We start from the raw sequence: 24,878 nt of genomic DNA on the forward strand, positions 1-24,878 counted from the left end.
GCCGACGACGGCGGCGGATCGGAGACGGGCGGATGGCGGTTCACCTCTACGCGGTCAGCCTCGACGCGGGCGACCCGCGGCGGCTCGCGCGGTTCTGGTCCGGGGTGCTCGGCCGGGAGATCCTCGACGACCCGCGCGAAGGCGTGGCGCTGGGCGGCGACGCCCACAGCGACTTCCGCATCCGGTTCCTGCCCAGCACTGCGCCGAAGACAGTGCAGAACCGGATCCACTTCGACCTGACCAGCGCGTCGCCGCAGGCCCAGCGGGACACCGTCGACCGGGCGCTGACGCTGGGCGGGCAGCACATCGACATCGGCCAGGGGCCGGACGACGACCAGGTGGTGCTCGCCGACCCGGAGGGCAACGAGTTCTGCGTCATCGAGGCGGGCAACAACTTCCTCGCCGGCTGCGGCCCGGTCGGCGCTGTCAACTGCGACGGCACCCGGGCGGCCGGCCTCTTCTGGAGCGAGGCGCTGGGCTGGCCGCTGGTCTGGGACCAGGACGAGGAGACAGCGATCCAGTCGCCGCGCGGGGGCGCGAAGGTCACCTGGAGCGGCCCGCCGCTGATGCCCAGCGGCGGGCGGGACCGCGTACACCTGGATCTGGTCGCGGACGGTGACCGGGACGCGGAGGTCGACCGGCTGCTGGCGCTCGGCGCGGCCCGGGTCGGTACGGGAGAACACACCGCTGACGACGTGGTGCTGGCCGACCCGGACGGCACCGAGTTCTGCCTCCTGACGCCCCGCTGAGGCGGGTGCGGCCCCGGGGGACCGCACCCGCACCGATCAGCGCAGTCGCAGGCTCGGCTCCAGCGTGACCTCGAACAGCCGGTCCCACGGCAGCTCGACCCGCACCGCGGTGACCCGGTCCAGCGTCGCGGTGAACGTCCTGCGTCCGCGTACCCCGAGCACCAGCTCGCGCCCGGCGAAGTGGTCGGCGAAGTACCGTTCGGTCAGCGGTACCAGCCGGTCACGTACCCAGCCGTCGAAGTAGCGCTTCTGCTCGGCGGTCAGCGCCAGCGGATCCCAGCCCTGCGCGCGGGCGTGCGCGTACGCCTCGACCTGCACCACGTTCTTCCACGGGTCGTCCTTGACGAACCGGTAGAGCAGGTACTCGGCGTGCGCCTGGGCCGGTCCGCGCAGCTCCGGCACGCCGAAGCCGCTGCCGGACGAGCGCAGGTACGCCCACCGCGCGGTGCCGTGCGCGAGCGCCAGCCCGAGCGCGTTGCCGCCGGTGTTCCATCCCGAGTACGACAGCAGCGCCGGCAGGTCCAGGCGGGCCTCCATCCGGGACACCAGGTCGTGGTCGCCCTTGTTGACGATCAGCGGGTCCACCACGATCACCGGGGTGCCGGCGGCCAGCAGCTCACCGATGCGGCCGACGAAGGCGTCCAGGTCGGCGGCCCGCTGTCCGGCCGCCGCCGAGGGGGTGTTCACCGCGAGGACGATGTCCGCGTCGCCGGTCACCATCCGGCCGCCCACCGAGGTGACGTGCCGGCGGATGTTCTCCGCGAACGGGATGCCCTCCAGCGCTGCGGTCCAGCCCTCGCCGGACACCCCGGCGTACTCCACCCGGTAGGTGGGCGCTGCGCCGGCGGCGACGACCCGCGCGACGAGCAGCGCGTTGACCTCGTCGGCGCCGGGGAAGATCTCCACCCGGTCGCCGACGCCGAGCCGCGCCACGAGCGCCTCCAGCTCGACCCGCTCGGCGCGGGCCAGGCCGACCGGCGCGGTGTCGTCCTCGGAGAGCACCAGGTGGCTGATCGTCCCGTCCGCGACCCACTCCACCATCAGCCGGTTGACCTGGTGGTTGCGTGCCCGCGCGGCCAGGTAGTCCTCGACCACGGCGTCCGGGATGCGCGCCCGCACGGCGTCGAGCTGGCCGCGCAGCGACTCCTGGCCCAGGTTGACCACCTGGTCGTACAGCTTGGCCCACTGGACCAGCAGGTCACGGTAGTTGTCCAGGTCGGTGCCGGTGCTGGTGATGGCGAGCCGCTGGATCGTGTCGTGCACCTCGATCACCGCGTCGGACCGGCGTGCGCGCAGCCGCCGGATCGCCTCCAGGTTGCGCAACGCGTCGGCCAGGGCCGGTGCGGCGGTACGCGAGGCGATCAGCCCTCCGTACGCGAGCATGCTCACCGAGATCACGTACCCGTCGGTGCCGTCGGTGCCGTCGAGCCAGCGGGCGATGCCGGCGCCGTCACCGGGGGTGAAGAAACGGCCCAGCAGGTTCCGCGGCGGCAGCAGCACCTCGGCGTCGGCGCTCGCACCGGTCATCTCGGCGCAGTACGTGTTGACCGGCCGGTCGTCCAGCGGCACCAGCGCCACGCTCGGTCGCCGGCCGGCGGGCCGGGCGAAGGCGGGGCCGCCGAGGGCGACGGTGGCCAGGCCGGCCGCGCCGGTGGCCGCAAGAAGGGTTCTTCTCTTCATCGATGCTCCCTTTTCTCCGGCGCGCTCGCCGCCCGGGGGGTGGCCGGAACCAGCCGGCGGGTGATCCACAGCGGCGAGGTGACGGCGTTGCCCATCACCACCGCGTGGGCGCCCGCCTCGAAGGCCCGGCTGATCTGCTCCGTGGTCCGGTAGCGCCCTTCGGCGATCACCGGTACGGGCAGCAGCGCGGCGAGTCGCGCCACGAGCCCGAGGTCGGGCCCGTCGATCGGTGGGCCGGCCGGCGTGTAGCCGGACAGCGTGGTGGCGACCGCGTCCGCGCCGGCCTCGACGGCGGCGACGCCCTCGGCCACTGTGGAGACGTCGGCCAGGACCAGCGCGTCGCTCTGCTCGTGCACCGCGCGGACGGTGTCGGCGAAGGTCCGCCCGTCGGGCCGGGGGCGGTCGGTGGCGTCCACCGCGACGACGTGCGACCCGGCCCGCACCGCCTCCAGCGCGTGCCCGGCGGTCGGGGTGATGAACACGCCCTGCGTGCCGTGCTTGTACAACCCGATCACCGGCACGTCGACGGCGGCGCGTACCGCCCGCACGTCGTCGGGATCGTTGACCCGGACCGCCACCGCGCCGCCGCGGACCACGGCGGCCGCCAAGCGGGCCTGGACGTACGGGTCGCGCATCGGGTCGTCCGGGTCGTCGGGCAGGGGCTGACAGGACACGACCAGCCCGCCGGCCAGTTCGTCCAGGACACTCACGTGCTTGTTCCTCCGTCGTGGTGGATCGGTGCGGTGGCGAGCCGGGCGGCGCCGACCACCACCGCGTCGGCGCCCAGCGCCGCGGGAAGCAGCGGCACGTGCGCCCAGCCGCCTGGTAGCTCCGCCCGGTAGGCGGCCGTCGCGGCGGGAAGCACTGTGGCGGCGGCGCCGCCGGCGACCACCACCGCGTCCGGGTCGAGCAGGGCGACGAGCCCGGCCAGGGCCGCGCCGAGCGCGGCGCCGGCCCGGTCGACGACCTGCCGGGCGGTCGCGTCACCGGCCGCCGCGCGCCGCGCCACCTCCCGGCCGGTGACCGGGTCACCGCCGGCGAGCGCGTACGCGGCGGCCAGGCCGGTGCCGGAGGCGATCGCCTCCAGGTGCCCGTACCGGCCGCAGCCGCAGCGCAGCCGCTGTGCGCCCGGTGCCGGCAGGTGCCCGAGCTGGCCGGCCGCGCCCCGGGCGCCGCCCTCGACCCGCCCGTCGTTGACGATCGCGCCGCCCAGGCCGGTGCCGACGGCGGCCAGCAGCACGTGCCCCAGGCCCTGTCCGGCGCCGGCCCAGCACTCGCCGAGCGCCGCCGCGGCGACGTCGTTGGTGACGCGCACCGGCCGGCCCAGCCGCGCGGCCAGCTCGTCGGCGACCGGGGTGCCGGCCCATCCGGGCAGGCTGTCGGTCGCGTACCGGATGGCGCCGGTCGCCGGGTCGACGGTGCCCGCGGTGCCCACCCCGACCGGCCCGGGGCCGGCGGCGGCGAGCAGGTCCGCGGCCAGGCCGGCGGCGGTGTCCAGCACCGCGGCCGGCCCGCCGCGCGCGGGGGTGGGCGCCTCGCGGCGGCCGAGCACCCGCGCACCGGGACCGACGAGGGCGGCGGCGGTCTTGGTGCCGCCGATGTCGATCCCGACGACCGGACCGGTCATCCCTTCAGACCGGTGTGCGCGAGGCCCTCGACGAACTGCTTCTGCGCGATGACGAACACCGCCAGCACCGGCAGCGCGGTCATCGACGCCGCCGCGAGCTGGACGTCCCACATCGGACCGCCGTACGCGTCGACGAACTGGGTGAGCGCCTGCGGCAGGGTGAACTTGTCCGGCGAGGAGAGGAACACGATCGGTTCCAGGTACAGGTTCCAGCTGTGCAGGAACGTGAAGATGGCCACCGCGCCGAGCGCGGGCCGGGACAGCGGCAGCGCGATCTTCCAGAACGTGGCGAAGCGTCCCAGCCCGTCGACCCGCGCCGCCTCCTCCAGCTCACCGGGGAGGCTGATGAAGAACTGCCGCATGATGAACGTCGCCAGCACGCTCGGCGCCCCGAAGATCGGCACCAGGATCAGCGGCCAGTGGGTGTCGATCAGGCCGAGCTTGAAGAACATCTGGAACAGCGGCACGATCGTCACCTCGCTCGGGATGAGCAGGCCCGCGAGGACGACCAGGAACAGCACGTTCTGTCCCCGGAACCGGATCCGCGCGAACGCGTACCCGGCCAGCGACGCCACGGCCAGCGTGCCGACGGTGACCAGCAGCGCGATGTAGAGGCTGTTCAGGTACTGCTGCCCGAACGGCTGCAGTTCGAACACCCGCTGGTACGCGTCCAGCCGCGGATCGGTCGGCAGCAGCTGCGGCGGGAAGGAGAAGATGTCCGCCACCGGCTTCAGCGACGAGGTGACCATCCACCAGGTGGGGAACACGAACGGGACGGCCAGGACCATCAGCACCCCGTAGAGCACCAGCTTGGTCCGCCGGGACAGGTCACGATTCATGGAAGACCCACCTCTTGCGCATCTGCCACTGCAGCACTGTCAGCGCGAGCACGATGACGAACAGCAGGATCGACAGCGTCGCGCCGTAGCCGAAGTGATGGAACTGGAAGGCCTGCTGGTAGAGGTAGTAGACGAGCACAGTGGTCGAGGTGCCGGGCCCACCCTGGGTGAGCACCGCGATCTGCGCGAAGACCTGCAGCGAGCCGACCACCGTGATGATCGACGTGAGCATGATCGTGGGGCTGATCAGGGGCACGGTGATGCGCCAGAACTGGCGCATCCGGCTCGCGCCGTCGACCTCGGCGGCCTCGTACAGATCGGCCGGCACGCCCTGGAGGGCGGCCAGGAACAGCACCATGTTCAGGCCGACGTTCTTGAACACCTGCACGACGATCACCGACAGCATCGCCGTGCCCTCGCCGCGCAGCCAGTTGGGGCCGTCGACGCCGATGGTGTCGAGCAGGCCGTTGATGCCGCCGTTGTCCTGCAGCAGGAAGCCCCAGACGATGGTCCACGCGACCAGCGAGACCACCACGGGGGAGAAGAACAGGGTGCGGAACACGATGGTCCCGCGCAGCTTCTGGTTGAGCAGGACGGCCAGCAGCAACGCCAGGCCGAGGTTGAACACGACCAGGCCGACCGAGAACAGGCCGGTCGACCGCAGCACCGGGCCCAGGTTGGGGTCGTCGGCCAGCGCGGCGTAGTTGTCGGTGCCGATGTAGTCGAAGCTGCCGGCCAGCACGTTCCACTCGTGCAGGCTGTACCAGACCACGAGGACCAGCGGCAGGATCACGAAGACCACGCTGCCGAGCAGCTGCGGGGTGATGAACAGGTATCCGGTGAGCTGGTCCCGGCGGCGGGTGGTCCAGAACGGCCGGGCCCGGCCCGGGGCGGGCCCGGCAGCAGCCGGGCCCACCCTGGTGTCCGTCTGGGTCATGATCCTCGGCCCTACTTCGCCAGCAGCGGCTGGATCTTGGAGCAGACGCCGTCGAGTACGCCCTTGACGTCCGCGTCCGCCTTCCACAGCGGGTCGAGCGCGGCGCGCACCTGCTGGCTCAGCTCGGCCTGCCCGGAGTGGCTGGGCTTGACAGTGCCGTTGGTGATGCCGTCGATGACGACCTTCTGCAGCTGCTCCGGCTTGAGCTTCGGGTTCGTCTTGGCCAGCGTCTCGGCGGTCAGCTGGGACTGCCGCGGCGGCGGGAAGAACTGGGCCAGCTTCGCCGAGTTGGCGGGGTTGGTGAAGAAGGCCAGGAAGTCGGCGGCCTGCTCGGCGTGCGGGCTCTTCTTCATCACGCCGATGCCGGCCTGGCCGACCACCGCGTACGGGCCCTTCGGGCCGGCCGGCAGCGGGACCAGGTCCCAGTCGAAGCCGTTCTCCTTCAGCAGCGAGGCGCGGGAGATCTGGGTGACGGTCATGGCGGCGTCACCGGCGAAGAAGTCGGCGGTCGTGCCCGGACCGGGCAGCGCCTTGCCGGTGAAGATCGCCTTGTGCAGCGTGGTCATCGCCTCGACCATCTCCGGGCTGTTGAACCCGCAGCTGCGGCCGTCCTCGCTCCACGCCTGGGCGCCCCAGCCGGTCCAGAACGTGGCCAGGTTGTCCCAGCCCTTGTAGTCGAAGTCGCGGACCACGAGCCCGGCCTTGCCCGACTTCGCCGCTGTCGCGCCGGCCGCGGCGAGCGCGGTGTCCCAGTTCCACTGCCCGGCCGCGATCAGCTCGGCCGGGGTCTTCTGCCCGGCCTTCTTGAGCATGTCGTTGTTGACGAACACGCCGAACGGCGAGGTCGAGAACGGGTACGCGAAGAGCTTCCCGTCGTTTCGCCAGAGCTTCAGCGTGGCGGGGGAGAGGTCGTCGTACTGGTAGCCGTCGGCCTTCTTCAGCGTGTCGTCGAGCGGGCGCAGCGCGCCGGAGGCGACGAAGTCCGGAGCCGAGTTCTCGAAGATCCACGCGAGGTCCGGCGCGTTGCCGCCGGCGATCTGCGTGGTCAGCGTCGTGGTGTAGTTCTCGAACGGCAGCGGGTCGAACTTGATCTCCGCGACGTCCGGGTTGTTCTTGCGGTACTCGTCGGCGATCTCGTTGAACAGCTTGAGGTGCGCCTCGTTCGCCGACCAGACGGTCATCCGCAGGCTCGCCGGACCGTCGTCCTTCGCGTCGCCGCCACCGCCGCAGGCGGTCAGGGCGAGCACACCGGTCATGGTCGCCGCGACCAGGCCGGACAGTCTTCCGTATCTCACTTTCTTCTCCTCACCGGGGGTTCAGTAGCCCGCGATCTGCGGCCAGCGGCATTCCACGCCGGCGGCCGAGATGCGGTCCGTGAATTCGGCCAGCAGGCGGGGGGTGCCGCGGACCGCGCGCGGGGACTCGCCCCGCGCAAGGCAGAAGTCGGCCAGCAGGCCGGCGACCTCACCGACGTTCCACTCGACCGGGTGCAGTCGGTAGCTGCCGTTGGTGACGTGCGTGGTGCCGATGTTCTTGCCGGCCGGCAGCAGGTTCTCCATCCGCTGCGGGATGAGCGCGCCGAGCGGGATCTCGAACGGGCAGGAGCCGACGTCGATGTAGTTGTCACCGCCGGTCGACGGGTGCAGGTCGATGCGGTACATGCCGACGCCGACCGAGTCGGGGTAGCTCACCGCGCCGTGCTCGCCGCGTACCGCGAGGGAGAGGTCCTGCTCGACCACCGTGTACTCGGCGCGGATGCGGCGCGACTCCCGGATGTAGGGCGCCTGCGCCAGCCCGTCGGGGCTGCCGGTCACGTCGCCGCGCAGCCGCAGCCCCGGGTAGCCGGTGCCGCCGTCGGGGCGGGGCGCCTCGGTCTGGAGCCAGTACAGGACGGAGTACGACAGCTCGCGCGCCTGGGACAGGTGCCAGGACGCGTTCGGCACGTCGATGACCGGGCCCTCGAAGTAGTCGATCATCGGCCAGTTGACGAGCGTGATGTCGCTGCCGTACGCGCCGTCGACGAAGTTGCGCCGCGCCGCGATGCGCCGGAACGTCCACAGGTTGCCGTCGCCCGGGTTGAGCCGCTGGTCGGCGTTGACGCCCAGCGGGTCGTCGTCCGGGTTGGGGGTGAAGCTGCGCTCCACGATCTCCAGCGTGCGCGGGTGCGGCGACCGCCAGGACAGCAGCCGGTCGCCCCAGAAGTCCGGCTTGTAGTCGCGCCAGAAGTCGTAACCGGCGGGACGGTCGATGGTGTGGTCGCCGTCGACGTGGTCCAGCGCGAAGCAGACGGACACCGCCTGCATGTTCAGCGGCTGCGCCTCGGCGGGCGCGCTCGGCTCACCGGTCTGCGCCTGCGACTCGAACCCGGTCACGTACTCGGTGCCGGTCAGCGGCAGCAGCTCACCGGTCTCGGTGGCGTCCAGGACGTACGGCGCCTCCACCTCGATCCGCTCGTCGCGGTCCCGGTGGGCGAGCGTGACGCCGGTGACCCGGTCGCCGTCGGTCTCGGCCGCGACCGGCCGGTACGGCTGCAGCACCGTCAGCCGCCCGGACCCCCGGTACGGCGCGAGCATCTGCTCCAGGACGGCGACCGCGACGCGGGGCTCGTGGCAGAGCCGGCTCACCCAGCCGGCGCCCGGGTTCAGGTCGGTCCACGCCCGGGACCGCTCGGTCAGCGGGTAGTGGCGGCGGTAGTAGTCGCGGATGCCGTCGCGCAGCTCCCGGTAGCTCGCGGTGGCGCCGAACTGCTCGATCCAGGAGTGCTCGTCCGGCGGGACCGCCTGGCTGGTGAGCTGCCCGCCGAGCCAGTCGAACTCCTCGGTCAGGATGACGGACCGGCCGGCACGGGCCGCGGCCAGCGCCGCGGCGACACCGCCCAGTCCGCCCCCGACGACGAGGACGTCCGCACGCATTAGTACCACTTGCTTCCTTCCAGTTGCGCGGCCGGGCGTGTCAGCGCCGGTCGGCCGCCGATCCAGGGACGCCGAGGGTGTCGCCCTCGACGAGTTCGCAGGGCAGGAGCCGTTGCTGGAGGCCGCCGGCGCTGCCGTCGATGACGCCGGTCAGCACCTCGACGGCCTGGCGGCCCATCTCCTCGCGCGGGATGCGGAACCCGGTGAACGTGATGTCGGTGGGCACCGGGACGGTCGGGTCGCCGAGTGTCACGACGGACAGGCCACCGGGCACCGTCAGTCCCTTGCGGCGGGCGGCCGACTCCAGCGCGACAGCGGTGGCGAAGTCCTCCACGAAGGCGACGGTGCTGCCGTCGGCCCGCAGGTCGTCCACTGTGGCGTCGGCGGTCTCCGCCGTCGCGGTGATCTGGCGGGCGCTCTCCGCGCCGGCCGCGCCGGCGTGGAAGCCGCTGCGCCGGTCGTGCGAGGACTCGGCCGCGGTGCCCATGCCCACGTACGTCAGGCGCCGGTGCCCCAGGTCCAGCGCCCGCTCCGCCAGCCGGTGGACCGCGCTGGCGTAGTCGGCGCCGACGTAGGGCACCGGCCCGCCGGCGTCGTCGCGGCGCCCGACGGCGACGTAGGGGAACCCGTCGCGGTTGAGCCGGAGCAGCTCCGCGCCGTCGATCTCCCGGCCGAGCAGGATGCATCCGTCGGCCAGCCGCAGCCGGTTGTCCTGGTGGAAGATGCGCCGCCGGCCGTCCACCACCGGGGCGCTGGTGAACAGCAGCAGGTCGCAGCCGACCCGTTCGGCGTACTCCTCGATGCCGAGCAGGAACGGGTGGAAGAAGTCCCGGCTGCCGCTGGGGAAGGCCGGCTCGTAGGTGAAGACGCCGATGATCCGGTTGAACCCGGAGGCGAGGCGGCGGGCGGCCGGGTCGGCGGCGTAACCCGTCTCGGCGATGACCTGCAACACCCGGTCCCGTGTCTCCGGCGCGATCCGGACGTCGGCGTCGGTGCGGTTGTTGAGCACCAGCGACACGGTCGCCTGGCTGACGCCGGCCATTCGCGCGATGTCACGCTGGGTGACACGCCTGGGGGGAGGGGTCACGTCGGTCCTTCCACTTCCGCTAATGCGTATTAGCGATCGGGTCGGGATGGAGCCTCTCTGCTGTCCCGCCGTCCTGTCAAGGGGTGGCCGGAAGATTTCCGTTCGATGAACTCCCTGGAGTAATGCGCATTAGTAGCCGCGCTCGACTCTCTCCGGCAGCTGTTCGAGCGGGGATCTTGACAAGGGCCGACCGGGCGAGCGACAGTAGGCGGACCTCGGCACTAATGCGCATTAGCGTGTCGTCGATCGTCCGCCCCGGATGATCGACGATGCCTGCTTCCCTACCCAGAGTGATGCTGGGTGGCCCCTTCCTGCTGCCACCCCGGGCGCTACCGTTCCCATGGGACGGTCGTGGCGCCGTCCGCACGGGGGAGGGGACAACGTGGGCACCACTGTCGCTCGTCATCTCGCCGGAGCCACGGCGGCCTGGCTCGTCGTCGTCGCGGAGGCGGTCGCCGGTTACCTCGGCCTGCTGGCGTACGCGCTGGTCACCGGCGCCGACCCGGGTGGCCCGCTGGCCGGGCCGCTGCTGGTGCTGATCGCGGCGCTGCTCGGCGTGGCCGCGCTGCCGCTGCTGTTCGCGCCGGCCGTCGCGCTCGGTGCGGCAGCGGGTCGGCGGCGGACCGGTCCGGCGCTCGCGTTCGCCGGGCTCGTCGCGGTCGTGCTGGCCGCCGGGTACGCAGCCGCGGTGGCGGTCGCCACGGACGTGCCCGGCGCCCGGGTGCCGCTGGTGGCCGGGATCGCCGCGCTGCTGGTCCTCCCGCCGACGGCGGCGTACGCGCTCACCGCCCGCGGCGTGGGCTGGACCGCCCGCCTGATCCGGCGCCGGACGGCCACCGCCCGCCCGGTACGCGCCGAGGCGGGCTGACCTACACCTGGATGTCGAAGCGCTGCAGCACCGACGGGGCGACCAGCCCCACCGCGGCCAGCACGGCCAGGATCGTCATCGCGGTGCGCAGCACCACCGTCTCGGCCTTGCTGCCGGTACGCAGGGCGATCTTGTTGGGCAGGCCGATCATCGTCCACATCCGGCGTTTGATCGGGATGGGCCACAGGATCGGCACCCCGGCCCGGGTGATCATGTCGCCGAGGATGTGCACGAAACAGCCCACGCCGACGGCGAGCCCGATCATCGGATAGCCCCGGTCGCCGGGCAGGTTGGCGAACGTGAACCAGGCCGCGGCGGCGGACACCAGCGTGACCACCACCCAGCCGGCGCGCTCGGCCCACTGGTCGAACAGCCCGCGCAGCGCCAGGCCGATCATGAAGAAGAGGATGCCGACCACCGCCCACTTGCCGTAGTGGGCGCAGAGCGCGGTGGTGCCCCAGCCGACGAGCACGGTGAACGGGATGGTGTGGGTCAGCGTGCGGTGCCCGTTGTTGCGGCGGGGATCCTTGCTGAGCTTGGTGGCGTAGTAGACGCCGAGCGAGATCTTCTCCATCACCTCGGCGACGAAGAGGCTGACCACACCGAACGTGCGGGCCACGGTGGCGCCGCCCTGGTTGCGGGTGACCTTCCCGGACAGGTCGAGGTCGGGGAAGAGCGCCCCACCGGCGCAGACCGCGGTGCCCACCGCCAGGGCCAGCGGTGTCTGGTGGTAGTCCGCGAACTGGGCCATCGCCCAGGAGCCGGTCAGCCACGCCGCCGCGCCCGAGAGCGCGTGGGACGGTCCCATCATCTCGGCTCGCCCTTCCCGAAGATCTTGATCCAGAAAACTACGCCACTGTAGTCAGCCCGTGTGACAGCGGGGCATCAGCCGGACGGTCCACTGGGGAAGGCGCGCCGCGGCCGCCGCATCAGCCCGCGGTACGGGTGGGCCGGACCGTGCCGAGGCTCGCGCGGATGACGGCGAACTGTTTCGAGGCGGCGGGCCAGTCCGCGTCGGAGGTGGTCCAGCCGAGCGTCCAGCCGGCCCGTTCGCCGGGCAGGACACGCAACGCGCGCATCCGTTCCCCGTAGGGCGCGGTCCAGCGGCACTCCCACGCCGCGCCGGGACCGTCGGACTCCAGCCGGACCTTCTGGTAATGCGGCAGCCGGCCGGCCGAGGTCAGATCCCGCTCGGACGACTTCAGCCGGCCCACCGGATCACCGCCCGGGTACGGCTCGACGCCCAGGATGCGCCGCGTCTCCGGGTCCTGGAAGCAGGTGGTGTCGCCGGAGCGCAGTTGCAGCCAGCCGGCGGGCAGGGCGATGCGGAAGCCGCCGGTGTCGGCGGGCCAGACCCAGCCGGTCGGAACGGTCACCGGCGGGTCGTCCGGTGGCGGCCCCTTGCGGACCGGCGTGCCGGCCACGTCGGGCCGGACGCAGGGGAACGGCGGAGGCGGCACGCCCGGCCCGGGCGGGCGGTCCCAGGGGCGGGCGACGGCCTCGGTGGAACTGCCCGCCTGCGGCGTCTCGTCGCGACCACTGGTGATCGCCAGCGCGGTGCCCACACCCGTCACCACGGCCAGCAGCACGGCTCCCAGCACCAGTCCCCAGCGGTGCAGCGGGTTCCCGTCCCCGGAGGTGAGCGGGGGATCGGCGGGGCGGGGTACCCCGGCGGGCCGGGGCGGGGCGGGATGTACCGCGCCGCTGTCGACCGGTCCGCTGTGGGCGACCGGCGGAGGCTTGGCGACCGGCGCGGCGCCGTGGCCGACGATGTGCACCGGGCTGAGGGCGTCGGCGCGGGGCGCCGACTCGGGGCCGGCCGGGCTGCCCGGGTCGACGAAGCTGGTGAGGACGGTGGGGCCGAGGCTGATCGGACCCGGGCGGGCCGGCCCGCTCCGGCGCGGGTCCGGGGTCGCGTCCGGGGCGCCCTGCTCCGGCTCACCCGTGCGGCCTCGCTCCGGGTCACCGGTCCGGCTCCGCTCCGGGTCACCGGTCCGGGCGCGGCCCGGTGGCGCCGCCCGGCCCACCGCCGCCGAGCGACCGACCGCACCCGAGCCGCCGACCGCACCCGAGCCGCCGACCGCACCCGAGCCATCGGCCGCACCCGAGCCATCGGCCGCGGCCGGGCCGCCGATGACACCCGAGCCGCCGACCGCACCCGAGCCGCCGTTCGCGTCCGGACGGCTGATCGCATCCGACCGGCTGCCCGGGGACGGGGGACCGCCTGCGTCCACGCGCCCGACCGCCCCCGAGCCGCCGGCCGGGGACGACGTCCTCCCTGCCTCCGCGCGGGCGGCCGGGACGGAGCGCCCGGCTGTACCGGAGGGACCGGCCGGACCAGCCGCGCCGGCCGCGTCCCCGGATGGTGGCGCGCGGTCGCCCTCGGCGGGCGGGGCCCACTCGCTGCGCTTCGCCGCCCGGCTCCACGCGCGGGCGGCGGCGGCCGGCGGCATCAGGTCCGGGTAGATGCCGCCCGGAGCCGCCGGGTTCCCCGGTGACCCCGGCTCGTCACCCGCCGGGACGTCGGCATCGCGGCCGCCGGCCGGCCGGTCGGACGACGCAGCGGTGGTACGGCCCGCAGAGCCGGCGGCCTCCGCGTCGGCCTCCGACACCGCGGCGACGCCGAGCAGGCGGGCCGTCTCGCGGTGCCCCAGGCGGGTACGCGGATCGCGCCGCAGCAGCCCGGCCAGCACCGGCGCCAGCGGGCCGGCGTGCGGGGCCGGGTCGGGCGGCCGGGTGGCGAGCGCGGCGAGCGTGGCCATCGCGGTGCTGCGGGCGTACGGGGAGCGGCCCTCCACAGCGGCGTGCAGCGTGGCGCCGAGCGACCACATGTCCGCCTCGACGCTCGACACGCCCTCGGCGGCCCGCTCCGGTGCGACGTACTGGGGGGAGCCGAGGACCAGGCCGGGCCGGGTCATCGCGCCGTCGCCGCCCTGGAACACGGCCAGCCCGAAGTCGGTGAGCAGCACCCGCCCGTCCCGGGCCAGCAGCACGTTCGCGGGCTTCACGTCCCGGTGCAGCACCCCGGCGTCGTGCGCGGCGCGCAGCGCGGCGAGCACCGACAGGCCGATCTCGGCGGCGCGGCCGGGCGGCAGCGGCCCGTCGGTCTCGATGATCTCCTGGAGCGAGCGCGACGGGACGTACTCCATGATCAGCCAGGGTTCGCCCTGGACCCGGACCACGTCGTAGACCCGCACCACGTTGGGGTGGTTGAGCCGCGCGGACGTCCGCGCCTCGCGCAGCGTACGGGCGCGCAGCTCGTCCTGCTCGTTCTCGGCGAGCCAGTTCGGCGGCACGACCTGCTTCACCGCGACCTCGCGTTGCAGCTCCTCGTCGCGCGCCCGCCAGACCTGGCCCATCCCGCCGCGGCCGACCAGTTCGAGCAGGCGGTACCGCCCGGCGATCACTACCTCCTGCACCGCACTCCTCACCGCTGGTCAGTGGTCCACAATAGCCAACGGATCGGACGGTACCTATCGCATGTCAGCGCGTCCTGTTCCTAACTCGCCGCGCCGGCGAGCAGGTTCCCCTCCGGGACGGTGATCGGGGACCGGTCACCGGCCAGCAGGGCGGTGACCCGGCGGGTCTGGAACGCGTCGTGGTCGCGGCGGGCGGTGGCGTAGGCGGCGGCGGTCCGGGCGGCGATCGCCGACCAGGTGTAGCGCCGGCTGACCATGCTGCGCGCCTTGCGCGCCACCCGCCGGGCGAAGACCTCGTCGCCGAGCAGCCGGTCGACGGCGCCGGCCAGCGCGTCCGGGTCGCCGTGCGGGAACGTCACCCCTGTGACGCCGGGCTCGACGATCTCGGCCAGCCCGCCGGTACGCGCCACAGCGAGCGGCGCTCCGGCCGCAGCCGCCTCCAGCGCGATCATGCCGAACGGCTCGTAGAGGCTGGGGATCACCGTGGCGTCGGTGGCGGCGAGCACCGCGGGAAGCTGGGTGGCGTCCATGAAACCGGCGAACCGGACCGTGTCTCCCACGTGCAGCCGCCGCGCCTGGTCGACCAGCTCGTCGCGGTACGGCCCGTCCCCGGCGATCACCACCCGCAGGCCGGGGTGCCGCTTCGCCAGGTGCGGCACGGCGTGCACGAGGTGCTGCACGCCCTTCTCGTAGACCAGCCGGCCGGCGTACCCGACGAGCGGCCCGCCCGCGGCGAAGCGTGCCCTGGCGGAGGCGACCGCGTGCGGCCGCGCCCGCCAGGCCCGGTCGTCGACGCCGTTGGCGACCACGTCGATGCGTCCGGCCGGCACGCCGAACAGCCGGGCCACCTGGTCACGCATGTACCCGGAGCAGGCGATCACCCGGCCGGATGCGTTGCTCAGCCAGTGCTCGACGCCGTGGATGGTGCGGTTCATCTCCTCCGGCAGCCAGCCCTGGTGCCGGCCCGCCTCGGTGGCGTGGATGGTGGTCACCAGCGGCACGTCCAGGTGCTCGGCCAGCGTGACGGCGGTGTGCGCGACCAGCCAGTCGTGGGCGTGGATCACGTCGTAGGTGCCGGACGAGGCGGCGCGCAGCGCGGCCCGGGTGAGGGTGTGGTTGAACGCCATCGTCCAGGCCAGCAGCGAATCGGTGGCGAGCGGGAACCGGACCGGATCTTCGGCGGCGCGGACGATGCGGACGCCGTCGGCGTACTCCTCCAGGGGAGCGCCCTCGGCGTGGCGGGTGACGGCTGTGACCTCGTGCCCGGCGGCGGCAAGCGCCACTGACAGCGCGTGGACGTGGCGGCCGAGGCCACCGACGAGCACCGGCGGGTACTCCCAGGAGAGCAGCAGCACCCGCAGGCGCCGGGCGGGCTGGATGTCGATCACTTCGGCGTCAGCTGACACGCGGCCCCCTTTGAGTTGTGGCGTCCCCACCCCGGCGGCGGCATCGCCGCGGTGCCGGGTGAGGTCGCCGCCCATCCTGCCGAGGGGTCGATAACCGGCGGCGACGCGCCGGTTGCCGGTCTGTAACGCGTTACCGGCGCATCCGCCGGGCGCGTAGCAGCTCGGCCACCGACCACGCCTGGAACGGGCATCCGGTGGCCGCGTGCGGCGCCGCGCCGTCGGCTGTCTCGCTCACCGAGCCCAGGCCGTCCTCGGCGAGGTGGCCCACGAGCCCCACCAGCAGGTCGTCGGTGGGCAGCCCGGCCCGGCGGTGCGCGTCCAGCAGCGGCCCGGTCAGCCACGGCCAGACGGTGCCCTGGTGGTACGCGGAGTCCCGCTCGGCGGGCCCGCCCCGGTGCCGTCCGGTGTAGCCGGGGGAGTCCGGGGCGAGGCTGCGCGATCCGAGCGGGGTGAACAGCGCCTCGGTGATCCGTCGTAGCGTGGCCTCGTCCGGCTCCAGCGGGGCGTGCGGAAGGGACCAGGCGAGCAGCTGGTTGGGGCGCAGCAGGTCGTCGTCGTGGTGCGCGGCCCCGCCGAGCGGGTACGCGGGCGCCGGGGCGTCGACCACGTCGTGCAGCCAGCCGGCCGGGGCGGGGAACCGCTCCCGGAACGCGGTGGTGGCCCGGCGGTGCAGGGCGTGCAGCGCGGCGGCGTCGCGTCCGGCCAGCTCGGTCAGCTCGGCGAGCCCGGCCAGCCCGTTGATCCACAGCGCGTTGACCTCGACCGGCTTGCCGGTACGCGGGGTCACCGGCACCCCGTACACCCGGGCGTCCATCCAGGTGAGCGCCACGTCCGGCGGGCCGCCCTGGGCCAGCAGCCCGTCGGCCGGGTCGACGCCGATGCCGTACCGGGTGCCCGCCACGTGCGCCTCGACCACGCCGTGCAGCGCGGGCAGCAGCTCGTCGCCCAGGTCGGTGTCGCCGGTGACTGTGACGTGCCGGTGCACCGCGTGCAGGAACCACAGCGTCGCGTCGACGGTGTTGTACTCGACCCGGCCGGTGTCGGCCGTGTTCGCCAGCATGCCCTCGTTCAGCGTGGCCGCGTACGCCCGCAGCAGGTCCCGGCCCTCGTCGGCCCGGTTCGTGCACAGGAACAGGCCCTCGTAGGAGATCATCGTGTCCCGCGACCAGGCCCCGAACCAGGGGTAGCCGGCGACCACGTCCGGGCCGGTGGCGGTGCGTACCACGAACGCGTCGGCGGCCAGCGCGAGCGTCGCCTCGACCGCGTCGCCGGGTTCCGCCGCCGCGACCACCGCACGGCTGCGCCGCCGGGCCGCCTCGACCACGGCGGTCGCCGGTGGCGGCTCCTCGGCCAGGTCGTCCGCCCAGGCCAGCACCGACACGGTCGCGCCCGGCTCGTCGAGCGCGCCGGTGAACCGGCCCGCGTACCAGAGGTCCTCGTCCGGGTGCAGGCCGCGCTCGGCCTCCGTCCGGTGGCGCACCCCGTGCCACCACTGCCCCTCCGGGGTCCAGTCCGGCCCGGCCAGGCGGTACGCGCCGTCGATCACCGCGCCGCCGGCCGCCGGTTCCAGCCGGGGCGCCGGGCCGTCGGCGCGCCGCTCGCCGTGCGCGTCGCGCCAGGTGCAGGCCGCGGCCAGGTCCAGCCGCACCGGGCCGCCGGAGATCAGCCGGTGCACCACCGCCACGCAGGAACGGCCGTACGTCATGGCGATCTCCCGCTCGATCACCACGTCGCCGATGCGCCAGCGCCAGCGGGGCACCCCGTCGGCCAGGTCGAAGCGCTCCAGCAGCTCGAAGCCGCGCGGGTCGACCACGCCGGAGGACCACTCGTGCGCGCCGAGGCGGACCTGCCGCCCCGACGGCAGTGTCACCGCCGGGTCGAGGCTCACGAGTCCCACCTTGCGGGACGCCGGCGTGTCACCGGCCACCACGAGCAGCCCGTGATACCGGCGGGTACGCAGTCCGGCGACGGTGCCCATGGCGTACCCGCCGCGCCCGTCCGTGACCAGCCATTCCCGCGCGGCGGCGGCGGACAGCTCGCCGCAGACCCGCGGCCCGAAACGGATGTCGATCAACTTTCCTCCACCGGCAGCGAGGTGTGACATGCCACGGCGACAATGGCCGCTGTGGAGATGTACCCCGGCGGCGTCGAAGATGTGCCAGTGATCACCGACCGGTCGACCTCCGCGTCCCCCGACCCCGAGCGGCACCGGCTCGCCCAGGCCGACGCCGGGGAGCAGGACTGGCGCGCATGGGGCCCCTATCTGTCCGAGCGGGCGTGGGGGACGGTCCGGGAGGACTACAGCGAACACGGCACGGCGTGGGACTACTTCCCCCACGACCACGCGCGGTCCCGAGCGTACCGGTGGAACGAGGACGGCATGGCGGGCGTCTGCGACGACCGGCAGACGTTCTGCTTCGCGCTCGCGCTGTGGAACGGGCGCGACCCGATCCTCAAGGAGCGGATGTTCGGCCTCGGCGGCGACGGCGGCAACCACGGGGAGGACGTCAAGGAGTACTGGTGGTACCTCGACAGCACGCCGACGCACTCCTTCATGCGCTGGCGCTACCACTACCCGCAGGCCGCCTTCCCGTACGACGAGCTGGTCGCGGTGAACGCGCTGCGCGGCCGGGACGACACCGAGTACGAGCTGGTGGACACCGGCATCTTCGACGACGACAGGTACTGGGCGGTGACTGTCGACTACGCCAAGGCGTCGCCGACGGACATGTGCGTGCTGGTCACAGTGGCGAACCGGGGCGACGAGGACGCGACGCTGCACGTGCTGCCGACGCTGTGGTTCCGCAACACCTGGGCGTGGGGCCTGCCGGGCACCGACCGGATGCCGAAGCTGACCGGCGAGGAGGCCGGGGCGCGGGGCGGCGCCCGGCTCGTCGGTGACCACTGGGTGCTCGGCCAGATCCTGCTGGAGGGCGACGGCGACCCGGTGCCGCTGCTGTGCGACAACGAGACCAACGCCGAGCGGCTGTGGGGGCTGCCCGGGCGGTCGGCGTACCCGAAGGACGGCATCAACGACCACGTCGTGGCCGGCGCGGCCACCGTCAACCCGGACCGCACCGGCACCAAGGGCGCGCTGCACTACGTGCTGGACGTACCGGCGGGCGAGCAGCGGCAGATCCGGCTGCGGCTGACCCGTACCGCGCCGCCGCCGGCCGCCGCGCCACCCGCCCCGGCCGACCTGGGCGACGGGTTCGACACCGTCCTCTGGGCGCGCCGGGCCGAGGCGAACCGCTTCTTCGACAGCGTCATCCCGGCCGCCGCCACCGCCGACGAGGCCCTGGTCGCGCGCCAGGCCATCGCCGGGCTCATGTGGGGCAAGCAGTTCTACCACTTCGACGTCGAACGCTGGCTCGCCGGCGACCCCGGCTCCGCGCCCCCGCCGTCCGGCCGCCGGCACGGGCGCAACAGCGCCTGGTGGCACATGAACAGCTTCGACGTGATCTCCATGCCGGACCCGTGGGAGTACCCCTGGTACGCGGCCTGGGACCTGGCCTTCCACTGCGTCACCATCGCCCGGGTCGACCCGGGCTTCGCCAAGGAGCAGATCCTCCTGCTGCTGCGCGAGTGGTACCTGCACCCCAACGGGCAGATCCCGGCGTACGAGTGGGCGTTCGGGGACGTGAACCCGCCGGTGCACGCCTGGGCGGCGCTGAAGGTCTTCGAGATCGACGGCTCCCGGGACCACGAGTTCCTCGCCCGGGTGATGCACAAGCTGCTGCTCAACTTCACCTGGTGGGTCAACCGCAAGGACACCGGCGGCAACAACGTCTTCGAGGGCGGCTTCCTCGGGCTGGACAACGTCGGCCCGTTCGACCGCTCGGCCGCGCTGCCGGTCGCCGGGGTGCTGGAGCAGTCCGACGGCACCGGCTGGATGGCCATGTACGCGCTCAACCTGCTCGACATGGCGATCGTGCTGGCCGAGCACGACCGCGCGTACGTGGACACCGCCACCAAGTTCTTCGAGCACTTCGCGTACATCGCCGCCGCCGCGTACCACCAGGGGCTGTGGGACGCCGAGGACGCGTTCTTCTACGACGTGCTGCGCCTGGCCGACGGGACGAAGGTGCCGCTGAAGGTGCGCTCGGTGGTCGGGCTGCTGCCGCTCGCAGCCGTCACCCGGCTCACCGCCCGGACCATGCGCCGCCTGCCCGAGCTGGGCGCCCGGCTGCGCTGGTTCCTCACCAACCGCCCCGAGTACGCCGAGGTGATCGGCGCCCGCCGGATCGGGCCCGACGGCCGCCAGCAGCGGCTGCTGTCGATGGTCGCCCCGGACCAGGTGGTACGGCTGCTGGCCCGGATGCTCGACACCGACGAGTTCCTCTCCGAGTACGGGCTGCGCACGCTGTCCCGGGCCCACCTGGACAAGCCGTTCACCGTCACGCTCGGCGGGCAGGAGTTCAGCGTCGGCTACGAGCCGGCCGAGTCGACCAGCGGCCTGTTCGGCGGCAACTCCAACTGGCGCGGCCCGATCTGGATGCCGACGAACTTCCTGCTGATCAGCGCGCTGCGCGACTACGCCGCGTTCTTCGGCGACGACCTCCAGGTCGAGTACCCGACCCGGTCCGGCGTGAAGCGCACGCTCGACGAGATCGCCGACGACCTGTCCGCGCGGCTGATCTCGCTGTTCACCCGCGACGGCTGGGGACGGCGGCCGATCTACGGCGCCGCCCAGCTGTTCCAGACCCACCCGGACTGGCGCGACCTGATCTGCTTCCCGGAGTACTTCCACGGCGACAACGGCGCCGGCCTCGGCGCCTGGCACCAGACCGGGTGGACCGCGCTGGTAGCCGACCTGATCCTCACCTTGCGCCGCTGACGCGGCCGAACCCTCACCTTGCGTCGCTGACGCGGCCGAACCCTCACCTTGCGCCGCTGACGCGCGGGGCGCGACGGGAAGCCCCGCCGCGCCCCGCACGCTCACGGCAGCGGCAGGAACGCCAGCCGGGCGTGATACTCGCCGGCCACCGTCACCGTGTCGCTGCCGACCCACAGACCCCGGTCGGTGGCGTACAGCTCGCCGGTGCCCACCCCGCGGTCCTTCGTCGGGTTCCAGGGCAGCGCCTTACCCGTGGCCGGGTGGATCGCCCCGATGCCCGGCCGGGACACCGCGCCCGGACCGGCCGAGTTGCGGCCCTGCGGGTTGTCCAGCCAGCGCTGGTGCCCGCCGACGTAGACCGCCGCGCCGGTCACCGCCACCGACAGCAGCGTGTCGCCGCCGGTGTAGTTGGCCCAGGTCGGCTGTTTGCCGCCGGTGGCCGTACCGAACTCGAACCGCGCCGCGGCGTCGCACAGCGTGCCCGGGAACGCCGCGCCGGTGGTGACCACCGCGAACCAGGTGCCGTCCGGGGAGATGTCCACCCCGCGCAGGTACGACGGCATCGACCGCGCGCACTGCGGCTGGTAGCGGTCGGTGGCCCAGCCGGAGAGCGTGGCGCCCGCGCCGGACAGGTTCGCCACCGCCAGCTGGTGCCGGGCCACCCCCGCCACCGTGCTGAAGTTGCCGGCGAACACCAGCCGGGTGCCGTCGGCGGAGACGTCCAGCGCCTCGACCTTCACCGGCGCGGTGGCGCCGGACGTGGTCTTGCGCGGGCCGGCCAGGTTCAGGTTGACCGACGCGTCGGCCGCCCCGGTGGTGGCGTTCACCGCCGCCAGGGCACGCCGGGTCACCCCGCCGACGGTCTGGAACGCGCCGCCGACGATCAGCCGGTTGCCGACCAGGCGTACGTCGTTCACCTGGTTGTTCAGCGCCGGCGTGGTGAAACCGGCGACCCGGGCGCCGGTGGCCGCGTCGATCCGGGCCAGCCGGGACGCCGCCGTGCCGTTGACAGTGGTGAACGCGCCGCCGATGTAGAGCGAGCGGCCGTCCGGCGCGGCGGCGAGCGCCTTGACCGCGCCGTTGACCTGCGGCCGGAACGTGGTGTCGATCCGGCCGGTGGTCGCGTCCAGCGCCACCAGCCGGGGCATCGCCAGCTGGGCCGACTGGCCGGCGTTGCGCACCTTGGTGAACGTGCCTGCCACGTACACGCGGTTGCCGATCTGGAGGATGCGGTGGACGGTGCCGTCCAGCGCGTGCGGCGTCCAGTCGACCGGGTTGGTGCCGACCACTGTGGTGTGTGAGGCGTTGACGGCCAGCGCCGGGGATCCCGGCAGCGCCGCGCCCGCGACGGCGAGCGTCGCGGCCACCGCGACGGCGGCGCGCCGCCGGCGCCGTCGTCCAGGTGGATGATCGGGTGAGATCGTCATGGCCGAAGCATGCCGTCGGACCAGGGATTCCGCAGTCGGGTAGCCGCCGGTAACGGGCCGCCGACCGGATAATCCGCGTGGCCCGTCCGGCGGTCGGACAGTACGGTGTGCGAGGTCCGCGAGGGGGAGGGGGACGCGATGCCGTCGCGCCGGGACGCCGCCGTGCTGGTCTTCGACGCCGACGACACGCTCTGGGAGAACAACGTCCTGTTCGAGCGCGTCATCGACGACTTCCTCACCTGGCTCGACCACCCCACGCTGGACCGGGCCCGGATCCGCGCGGTGCTCGACGACATCGAGCGCGCGAACGCCGTTGCGCACGGCTACGGCAGCAAGGTCTTCCTGCGCAGCCTCGGCGAGTGCCTGGAGAAGCTGCGCGAGCGTCCGGCCACCGCGCGGGAGCGCACCGAGATCGAGCAGCTCGCCGCGGCGCTGGTCGGGCACCAGGTGGAGCTGATGCCGGGCGTGGCCGAGACGCTCGACGACCTGGCCGGGCGGCACGAGCTGCTGCTGCTGACCAAGGGCGAGCGCGAGGAGCAGCAGCGCAAGCTGGACGCGTGCGGGCTGCTGCACCACTTCCGCGCCGCGCACATCGTGCCGGAGAAGGACGCGGACACCTACCGCTGGCTGGCCCGCGAGCACGCCTTCGACCCGGCCGCCGCCTGGATGATCGGCAACTCGCCGCGCTCGGACATCCTGCCCGCGCGGGCGGCCGGGATGAACGCGGTCTTCATCCCGAACGAGAACACGTGGGTCCTGGAGCACGACGAGCTGGACCCGTCCGACCAGCGGGTGATCCGGCTGGCCGCGTTCCCCGACCTGGTCCACCACTTCTGACCGGGCCGGTAACGTCCGGGACGTGCCGCTGACCTTCCCGTCGCACCTGGCGCCGGTGCTGCCGCTGAAGCTGTGGCGGCCGGGCTGGTTCGACGGGGTCGCGCTGTGCACCGGCGCGGTGGCGCCGGACGTCGCGTACCTGTTCACCGGCACGGCGCCGGCCCAGAACCTGCGCACGCACACGCTCGGCGGCCTGCTCTGGTGGTGCCTGCCGGTCGCCCTCGTGTACGCCTGGGTGGTGCGCCGCGTGATCGCCGGCATCGCGGTGCACCTGCCCGGGCAGCGGTTGTTCGGCTGGCCCTGGTACGCGACCCTGGCCCGGGTACGCCACCCCTGGCAGGTCACCGTCTGCTCGGTGCTCATCGGCGCGTTCAGCCACGTGGCGTGGGACCGGGTCAGCGACAGCGAGCGGCTGCCCCGGCTGCTCGGCGTCACCGACTTCCACGCCGTGACCGGCGTGTACTGGTACCGGTTCGTGGACGTGGTGGCCGGTCTCGCCGGTGCACTGCTGGTGGTCGTCCTGGCCGTCTCCGAGGCCCGCCGCGGCGTGCGGACCGGTGGCGTACGCGAACCCGTGCCGGAGGCGAACCCGTTGGTGTTCTGGCGGGTGGCGCTGGCGGTCACCGGGCTCGGCGCGCTGCTGATGCCCGCGCTGCCAGCGGCCGGCGTCCCCGCCCCGGCGGGCGTCCGGGCGCTGCACGTGGCCGCGCTGGCGCTCGTCGCCGGGGCCGTCGCGGCCCGGACCGTCCCGCCGCGACCGGCTGGGCGCAGTCCGCGTCTCGAAGTCGAACAGCGCGAAACGGGCTGACCCCGTTACGCCGACATGCCGCAATTCGGCATAGACATCAATCACAAGCGCGGTCGCCGGTCATCGCTTGTCCGGCCTGCGCGGACGCGCCTAACCTGAGCCGGCGCCCACGTCTCGTCGGGGTGAGACGGGGGCGCACCGGAGTCCGGTGGTAAGAGCACCGTGGAGCTGAGTGCGGGCATACCGGCTCGCCGTGCGGAGCCCGGCGGAAGGCGTCGTGCCACGCCTGCCGCGTTCCCGCGGCGCAGACCGCTACCGAACCGGACGGCCGGGGTCAGGACCGGGGAGTTGCGGACCCGGTCCTGACCCGTCCGGCACCCCTCACCGCCGCCCGGATTGCCGGTGGGACACCTCTGGTGCGCGGGCCGGTCACGGAGCGACACTGAGTCATGACACCTCAGCGCGTACCGCTGCTCGCCGGCCTGGTCGTGCTGTTCGCGGCGGCCTGCACGGCGACCGGCCACGACGGCGCGTCCCCGGCGCCCACCCCGACGGTCGCGGCGGCGTCCGCGCCGGCCGGGACCGATGCGCCGGAAGCCACGCCCACCCCGCCCGTGCCGACCGAGGCGGCGTCGAAAGGGGGATCCTGGCGCGTCACCTGGGGCTGGGCGGTGCCCGGCGGCCCCGCCCGGGTGACCCATCGGGTACGGGTGCCGGTCACCCCGCCGCCCGGGGAACCGCTTCCCGTCCTGGTGGCGGTCGACGTCGGCGACCACCCGGCGGAGGGGTTCAGCCGGATCACGTTCGCCTTCCGCGGACCCACACCGTCCTACGAGGTCGCCTACGTGCCGCAGGTGGTGACCGAGGGGCGTGGAGCACCGGTCGCGCTGCCCGGCACGGCGTACCTGTCGGTGCGTTTCGAGCCGGCCCAGGCGCACGACGCCCGCGGCGGCGGTACGGCGGACCTGCCACCGGCGGCCATCCGCTTCCCGACGCTGCGCGGATGGGCCGTGGCCGGGGACTTCGAGGGGCACCTCAGCTTCGGGCTCGGCCTGCGACCGCCCGAGGGCGGCCGGCTGCCGGTGCGGCTGGGGGAGGGTGACCGCCCGGACGGCACGCACGTCGTCTCGGTCGACGTGCGGCGGAGCTGACGCGGCCCGCACCGGCGGGACCGGTGCGGGCCGACGGGTCAGCGGTCGATGATGTTGTTGTTCTCGTCGATGCCGTGGGTACGCCAGTAGACGTCCCACTCGTCGTCGACGTGCTTCGGCACCTTGCCCTCCGGGTAGCGCACGTACGGCGGCGTCGGTTCCTCACCGTCCGGCACGCAGGAACTGCCGCCCTGCGGGCCGACCGCGATCACCGGGTACTCGTCGCTGCCGCAGATGCTCTGCCGCAGGGAACAACCGGTGGTCGCCATCAGCCCGGCCAGCCCGAGGACGGCAAGAACGACCATGATTCGAGTTCGCACGGGGAGAATTGTCGTCGCCGCGGACGGCCCCGCC

At 73.7% G+C, this 24,878-nt stretch carries 20 protein-coding genes; 6 read left to right on the plus strand and 14 right to left on the minus strand.

Annotated elements, in window-relative coordinates; translation table 11 throughout:
* Positions 1 to 32: 32 nt before the first annotated feature.
* Complete coding sequence (locus BFV98_RS29325) at positions 33 to 749, plus strand: VOC family protein (protein WP_071098486.1); 717 nt, start codon at positions 33 to 35, stop codon at positions 747 to 749.
* A 36-nt stretch (positions 750 to 785) separates the two neighbouring features.
* On the opposite strand, the gene BFV98_RS29330 is transcribed toward BFV98_RS29325, so the two are convergent.
* Genes BFV98_RS29330 through BFV98_RS29365 form a run of 8 tightly spaced genes read right to left on the minus strand, consistent with a single transcriptional unit; the run spans position 786 to position 9,831 of the window.
* Positions 786 to 2,429, minus strand: a complete 1,644-nt coding sequence (locus BFV98_RS29330; protein WP_071098488.1) for a DUF4127 family protein — start codon at positions 2,427 to 2,429, stop codon at positions 786 to 788.
* Positions 2,426 to 3,139 carry an N-acetylmannosamine-6-phosphate 2-epimerase gene (locus BFV98_RS29335; RefSeq protein ID WP_071098490.1) on the minus strand — a complete coding sequence of 238 codons (714 nt, stop codon included), beginning with the start codon at positions 3,137 to 3,139 and terminating at the stop codon, positions 2,426 to 2,428. The genes BFV98_RS29330 and BFV98_RS29335 overlap by 4 nt, the downstream gene beginning before the upstream one ends.
* The gene (locus tag BFV98_RS29340; protein WP_071098492.1) at positions 3,136 to 4,056 is read right to left on the minus strand and encodes an ROK family protein; all 921 of its coding nucleotides are present in this window, start codon (positions 4,054 to 4,056) and stop codon (positions 3,136 to 3,138) included. Before BFV98_RS29340 ends, BFV98_RS29335 begins: the two co-directional genes overlap by 4 nt.
* A complete protein-coding gene (locus BFV98_RS29345) occupies positions 4,053 to 4,895 on the minus strand; it encodes a carbohydrate ABC transporter permease (protein WP_071098494.1) in 843 nt (280 codons plus the stop codon). Before BFV98_RS29345 ends, BFV98_RS29340 begins: the two co-directional genes overlap by 4 nt.
* A complete protein-coding gene (locus BFV98_RS29350) occupies positions 4,885 to 5,832 on the minus strand; it encodes a carbohydrate ABC transporter permease (protein ID WP_013475969.1) in 948 nt (315 codons plus the stop codon). Before BFV98_RS29350 ends, BFV98_RS29345 begins: the two co-directional genes overlap by 11 nt.
* Before the next feature lie 11 nt (positions 5,833 to 5,843).
* Positions 5,844 to 7,127 carry an ABC transporter substrate-binding protein gene (locus tag BFV98_RS29355; protein ID WP_013287326.1) on the minus strand — a complete coding sequence of 428 codons (1,284 nt, stop codon included), beginning with the start codon at positions 7,125 to 7,127 and terminating at the stop codon, positions 5,844 to 5,846.
* Positions 7,128 to 7,148: 21 nt separating this feature from the next.
* On the minus strand, positions 7,149 to 8,744 hold the full coding sequence (locus tag BFV98_RS29360) for an FAD-dependent oxidoreductase (RefSeq protein ID WP_030272743.1): 1,596 nt from the start codon (positions 8,742 to 8,744) through the stop codon (positions 7,149 to 7,151).
* A gap of 40 nt (positions 8,745 to 8,784) precedes the next feature.
* A complete protein-coding gene (locus tag BFV98_RS29365) occupies positions 8,785 to 9,831 on the minus strand; it encodes a LacI family DNA-binding transcriptional regulator (protein ID WP_013287324.1) in 1,047 nt (348 codons plus the stop codon).
* Positions 9,832 to 10,213: 382 nt separating this feature from the next.
* Here BFV98_RS29365 and BFV98_RS29370 point away from each other — a divergent pair, with 382 nt between their 5' ends.
* Positions 10,214 to 10,699, plus strand: a complete 486-nt coding sequence (locus BFV98_RS29370) for a hypothetical protein (RefSeq protein ID WP_071098496.1) — start codon at positions 10,214 to 10,216, stop codon at positions 10,697 to 10,699.
* Between the two features lies 1 nt (position 10,700).
* Here BFV98_RS29370 and BFV98_RS29375 read toward each other — a convergent pair whose 3' ends face one another.
* The 4 genes from BFV98_RS29375 to BFV98_RS29390 all read right to left on the minus strand — a co-directional run bounded on the left by BFV98_RS29375 (position 10,701) and on the right by BFV98_RS29390 (position 17,598).
* Positions 10,701 to 11,510: a metal-dependent hydrolase gene (locus BFV98_RS29375; protein ID WP_013287322.1), complete on the minus strand. Its 810-nt coding sequence runs from the start codon at positions 11,508 to 11,510 to the stop codon at positions 10,701 to 10,703.
* A gap of 118 nt (positions 11,511 to 11,628) precedes the next feature.
* Positions 11,629 to 14,118 carry a serine/threonine protein kinase gene (locus BFV98_RS29380; protein ID WP_013287321.1) on the minus strand — a complete coding sequence of 830 codons (2,490 nt, stop codon included), beginning with the start codon at positions 14,116 to 14,118 and terminating at the stop codon, positions 11,629 to 11,631.
* Positions 14,119 to 14,198: 80 nt separating this feature from the next.
* Complete coding sequence (locus BFV98_RS29385; protein WP_255368292.1) at positions 14,199 to 15,524, minus strand: glycosyltransferase family 4 protein; 1,326 nt, start codon at positions 15,522 to 15,524, stop codon at positions 14,199 to 14,201.
* A gap of 130 nt (positions 15,525 to 15,654) precedes the next feature.
* Positions 15,655 to 17,598: an amylo-alpha-1,6-glucosidase gene (locus BFV98_RS29390; RefSeq protein WP_071098500.1), complete on the minus strand. Its 1,944-nt coding sequence runs from the start codon at positions 17,596 to 17,598 to the stop codon at positions 15,655 to 15,657.
* A 42-nt stretch (positions 17,599 to 17,640) separates the two neighbouring features.
* Between BFV98_RS29390 and BFV98_RS29395 the strand changes: the two genes are divergently transcribed.
* The gene (locus BFV98_RS29395) at positions 17,641 to 20,361 is read left to right on the plus strand and encodes a glucosidase (protein ID WP_030272745.1); all 2,721 of its coding nucleotides are present in this window, start codon (positions 17,641 to 17,643) and stop codon (positions 20,359 to 20,361) included.
* A 101-nt stretch (positions 20,362 to 20,462) separates the two neighbouring features.
* Here BFV98_RS29395 and BFV98_RS29400 read toward each other — a convergent pair whose 3' ends face one another.
* The gene (locus tag BFV98_RS29400) at positions 20,463 to 21,788 is read right to left on the minus strand and encodes a hypothetical protein (RefSeq protein WP_255368293.1); all 1,326 of its coding nucleotides are present in this window, start codon (positions 21,786 to 21,788) and stop codon (positions 20,463 to 20,465) included.
* A gap of 138 nt (positions 21,789 to 21,926) precedes the next feature.
* Here BFV98_RS29400 and BFV98_RS29405 point away from each other — a divergent pair, with 138 nt between their 5' ends.
* The 3 genes from BFV98_RS29405 to BFV98_RS29415 all read left to right on the plus strand — a co-directional run bounded on the left by BFV98_RS29405 (position 21,927) and on the right by BFV98_RS29415 (position 24,524).
* A complete protein-coding gene (locus BFV98_RS29405) occupies positions 21,927 to 22,625 on the plus strand; it encodes an HAD family hydrolase (protein WP_013475977.1) in 699 nt (232 codons plus the stop codon).
* Between the two features lie 22 nt (positions 22,626 to 22,647).
* Complete coding sequence (locus tag BFV98_RS29410) at positions 22,648 to 23,433, plus strand: DUF4184 family protein (RefSeq protein WP_071098504.1); 786 nt, start codon at positions 22,648 to 22,650, stop codon at positions 23,431 to 23,433.
* Positions 23,434 to 23,822: 389 nt separating this feature from the next.
* Positions 23,823 to 24,524 carry a hypothetical protein gene (locus BFV98_RS29415; RefSeq protein WP_071098505.1) on the plus strand — a complete coding sequence of 234 codons (702 nt, stop codon included), beginning with the start codon at positions 23,823 to 23,825 and terminating at the stop codon, positions 24,522 to 24,524.
* A gap of 38 nt (positions 24,525 to 24,562) precedes the next feature.
* Here BFV98_RS29415 and BFV98_RS29420 read toward each other — a convergent pair whose 3' ends face one another.
* Positions 24,563 to 24,844, minus strand: coding sequence for an SCO0607 family lipoprotein (locus tag BFV98_RS29420; protein WP_225319692.1), 282 nt, complete (start codon positions 24,842 to 24,844; stop codon positions 24,563 to 24,565).
* Positions 24,845 to 24,878 lie beyond the last annotated feature (34 nt).

It is taken from the genome of Micromonospora sp. WMMB235 (genome assembly GCF_001855515.1).
GTDB classification, from domain to species: Bacteria; Actinomycetota; Actinomycetes; order Mycobacteriales; family Micromonosporaceae; genus Micromonospora; species Micromonospora aurantiaca.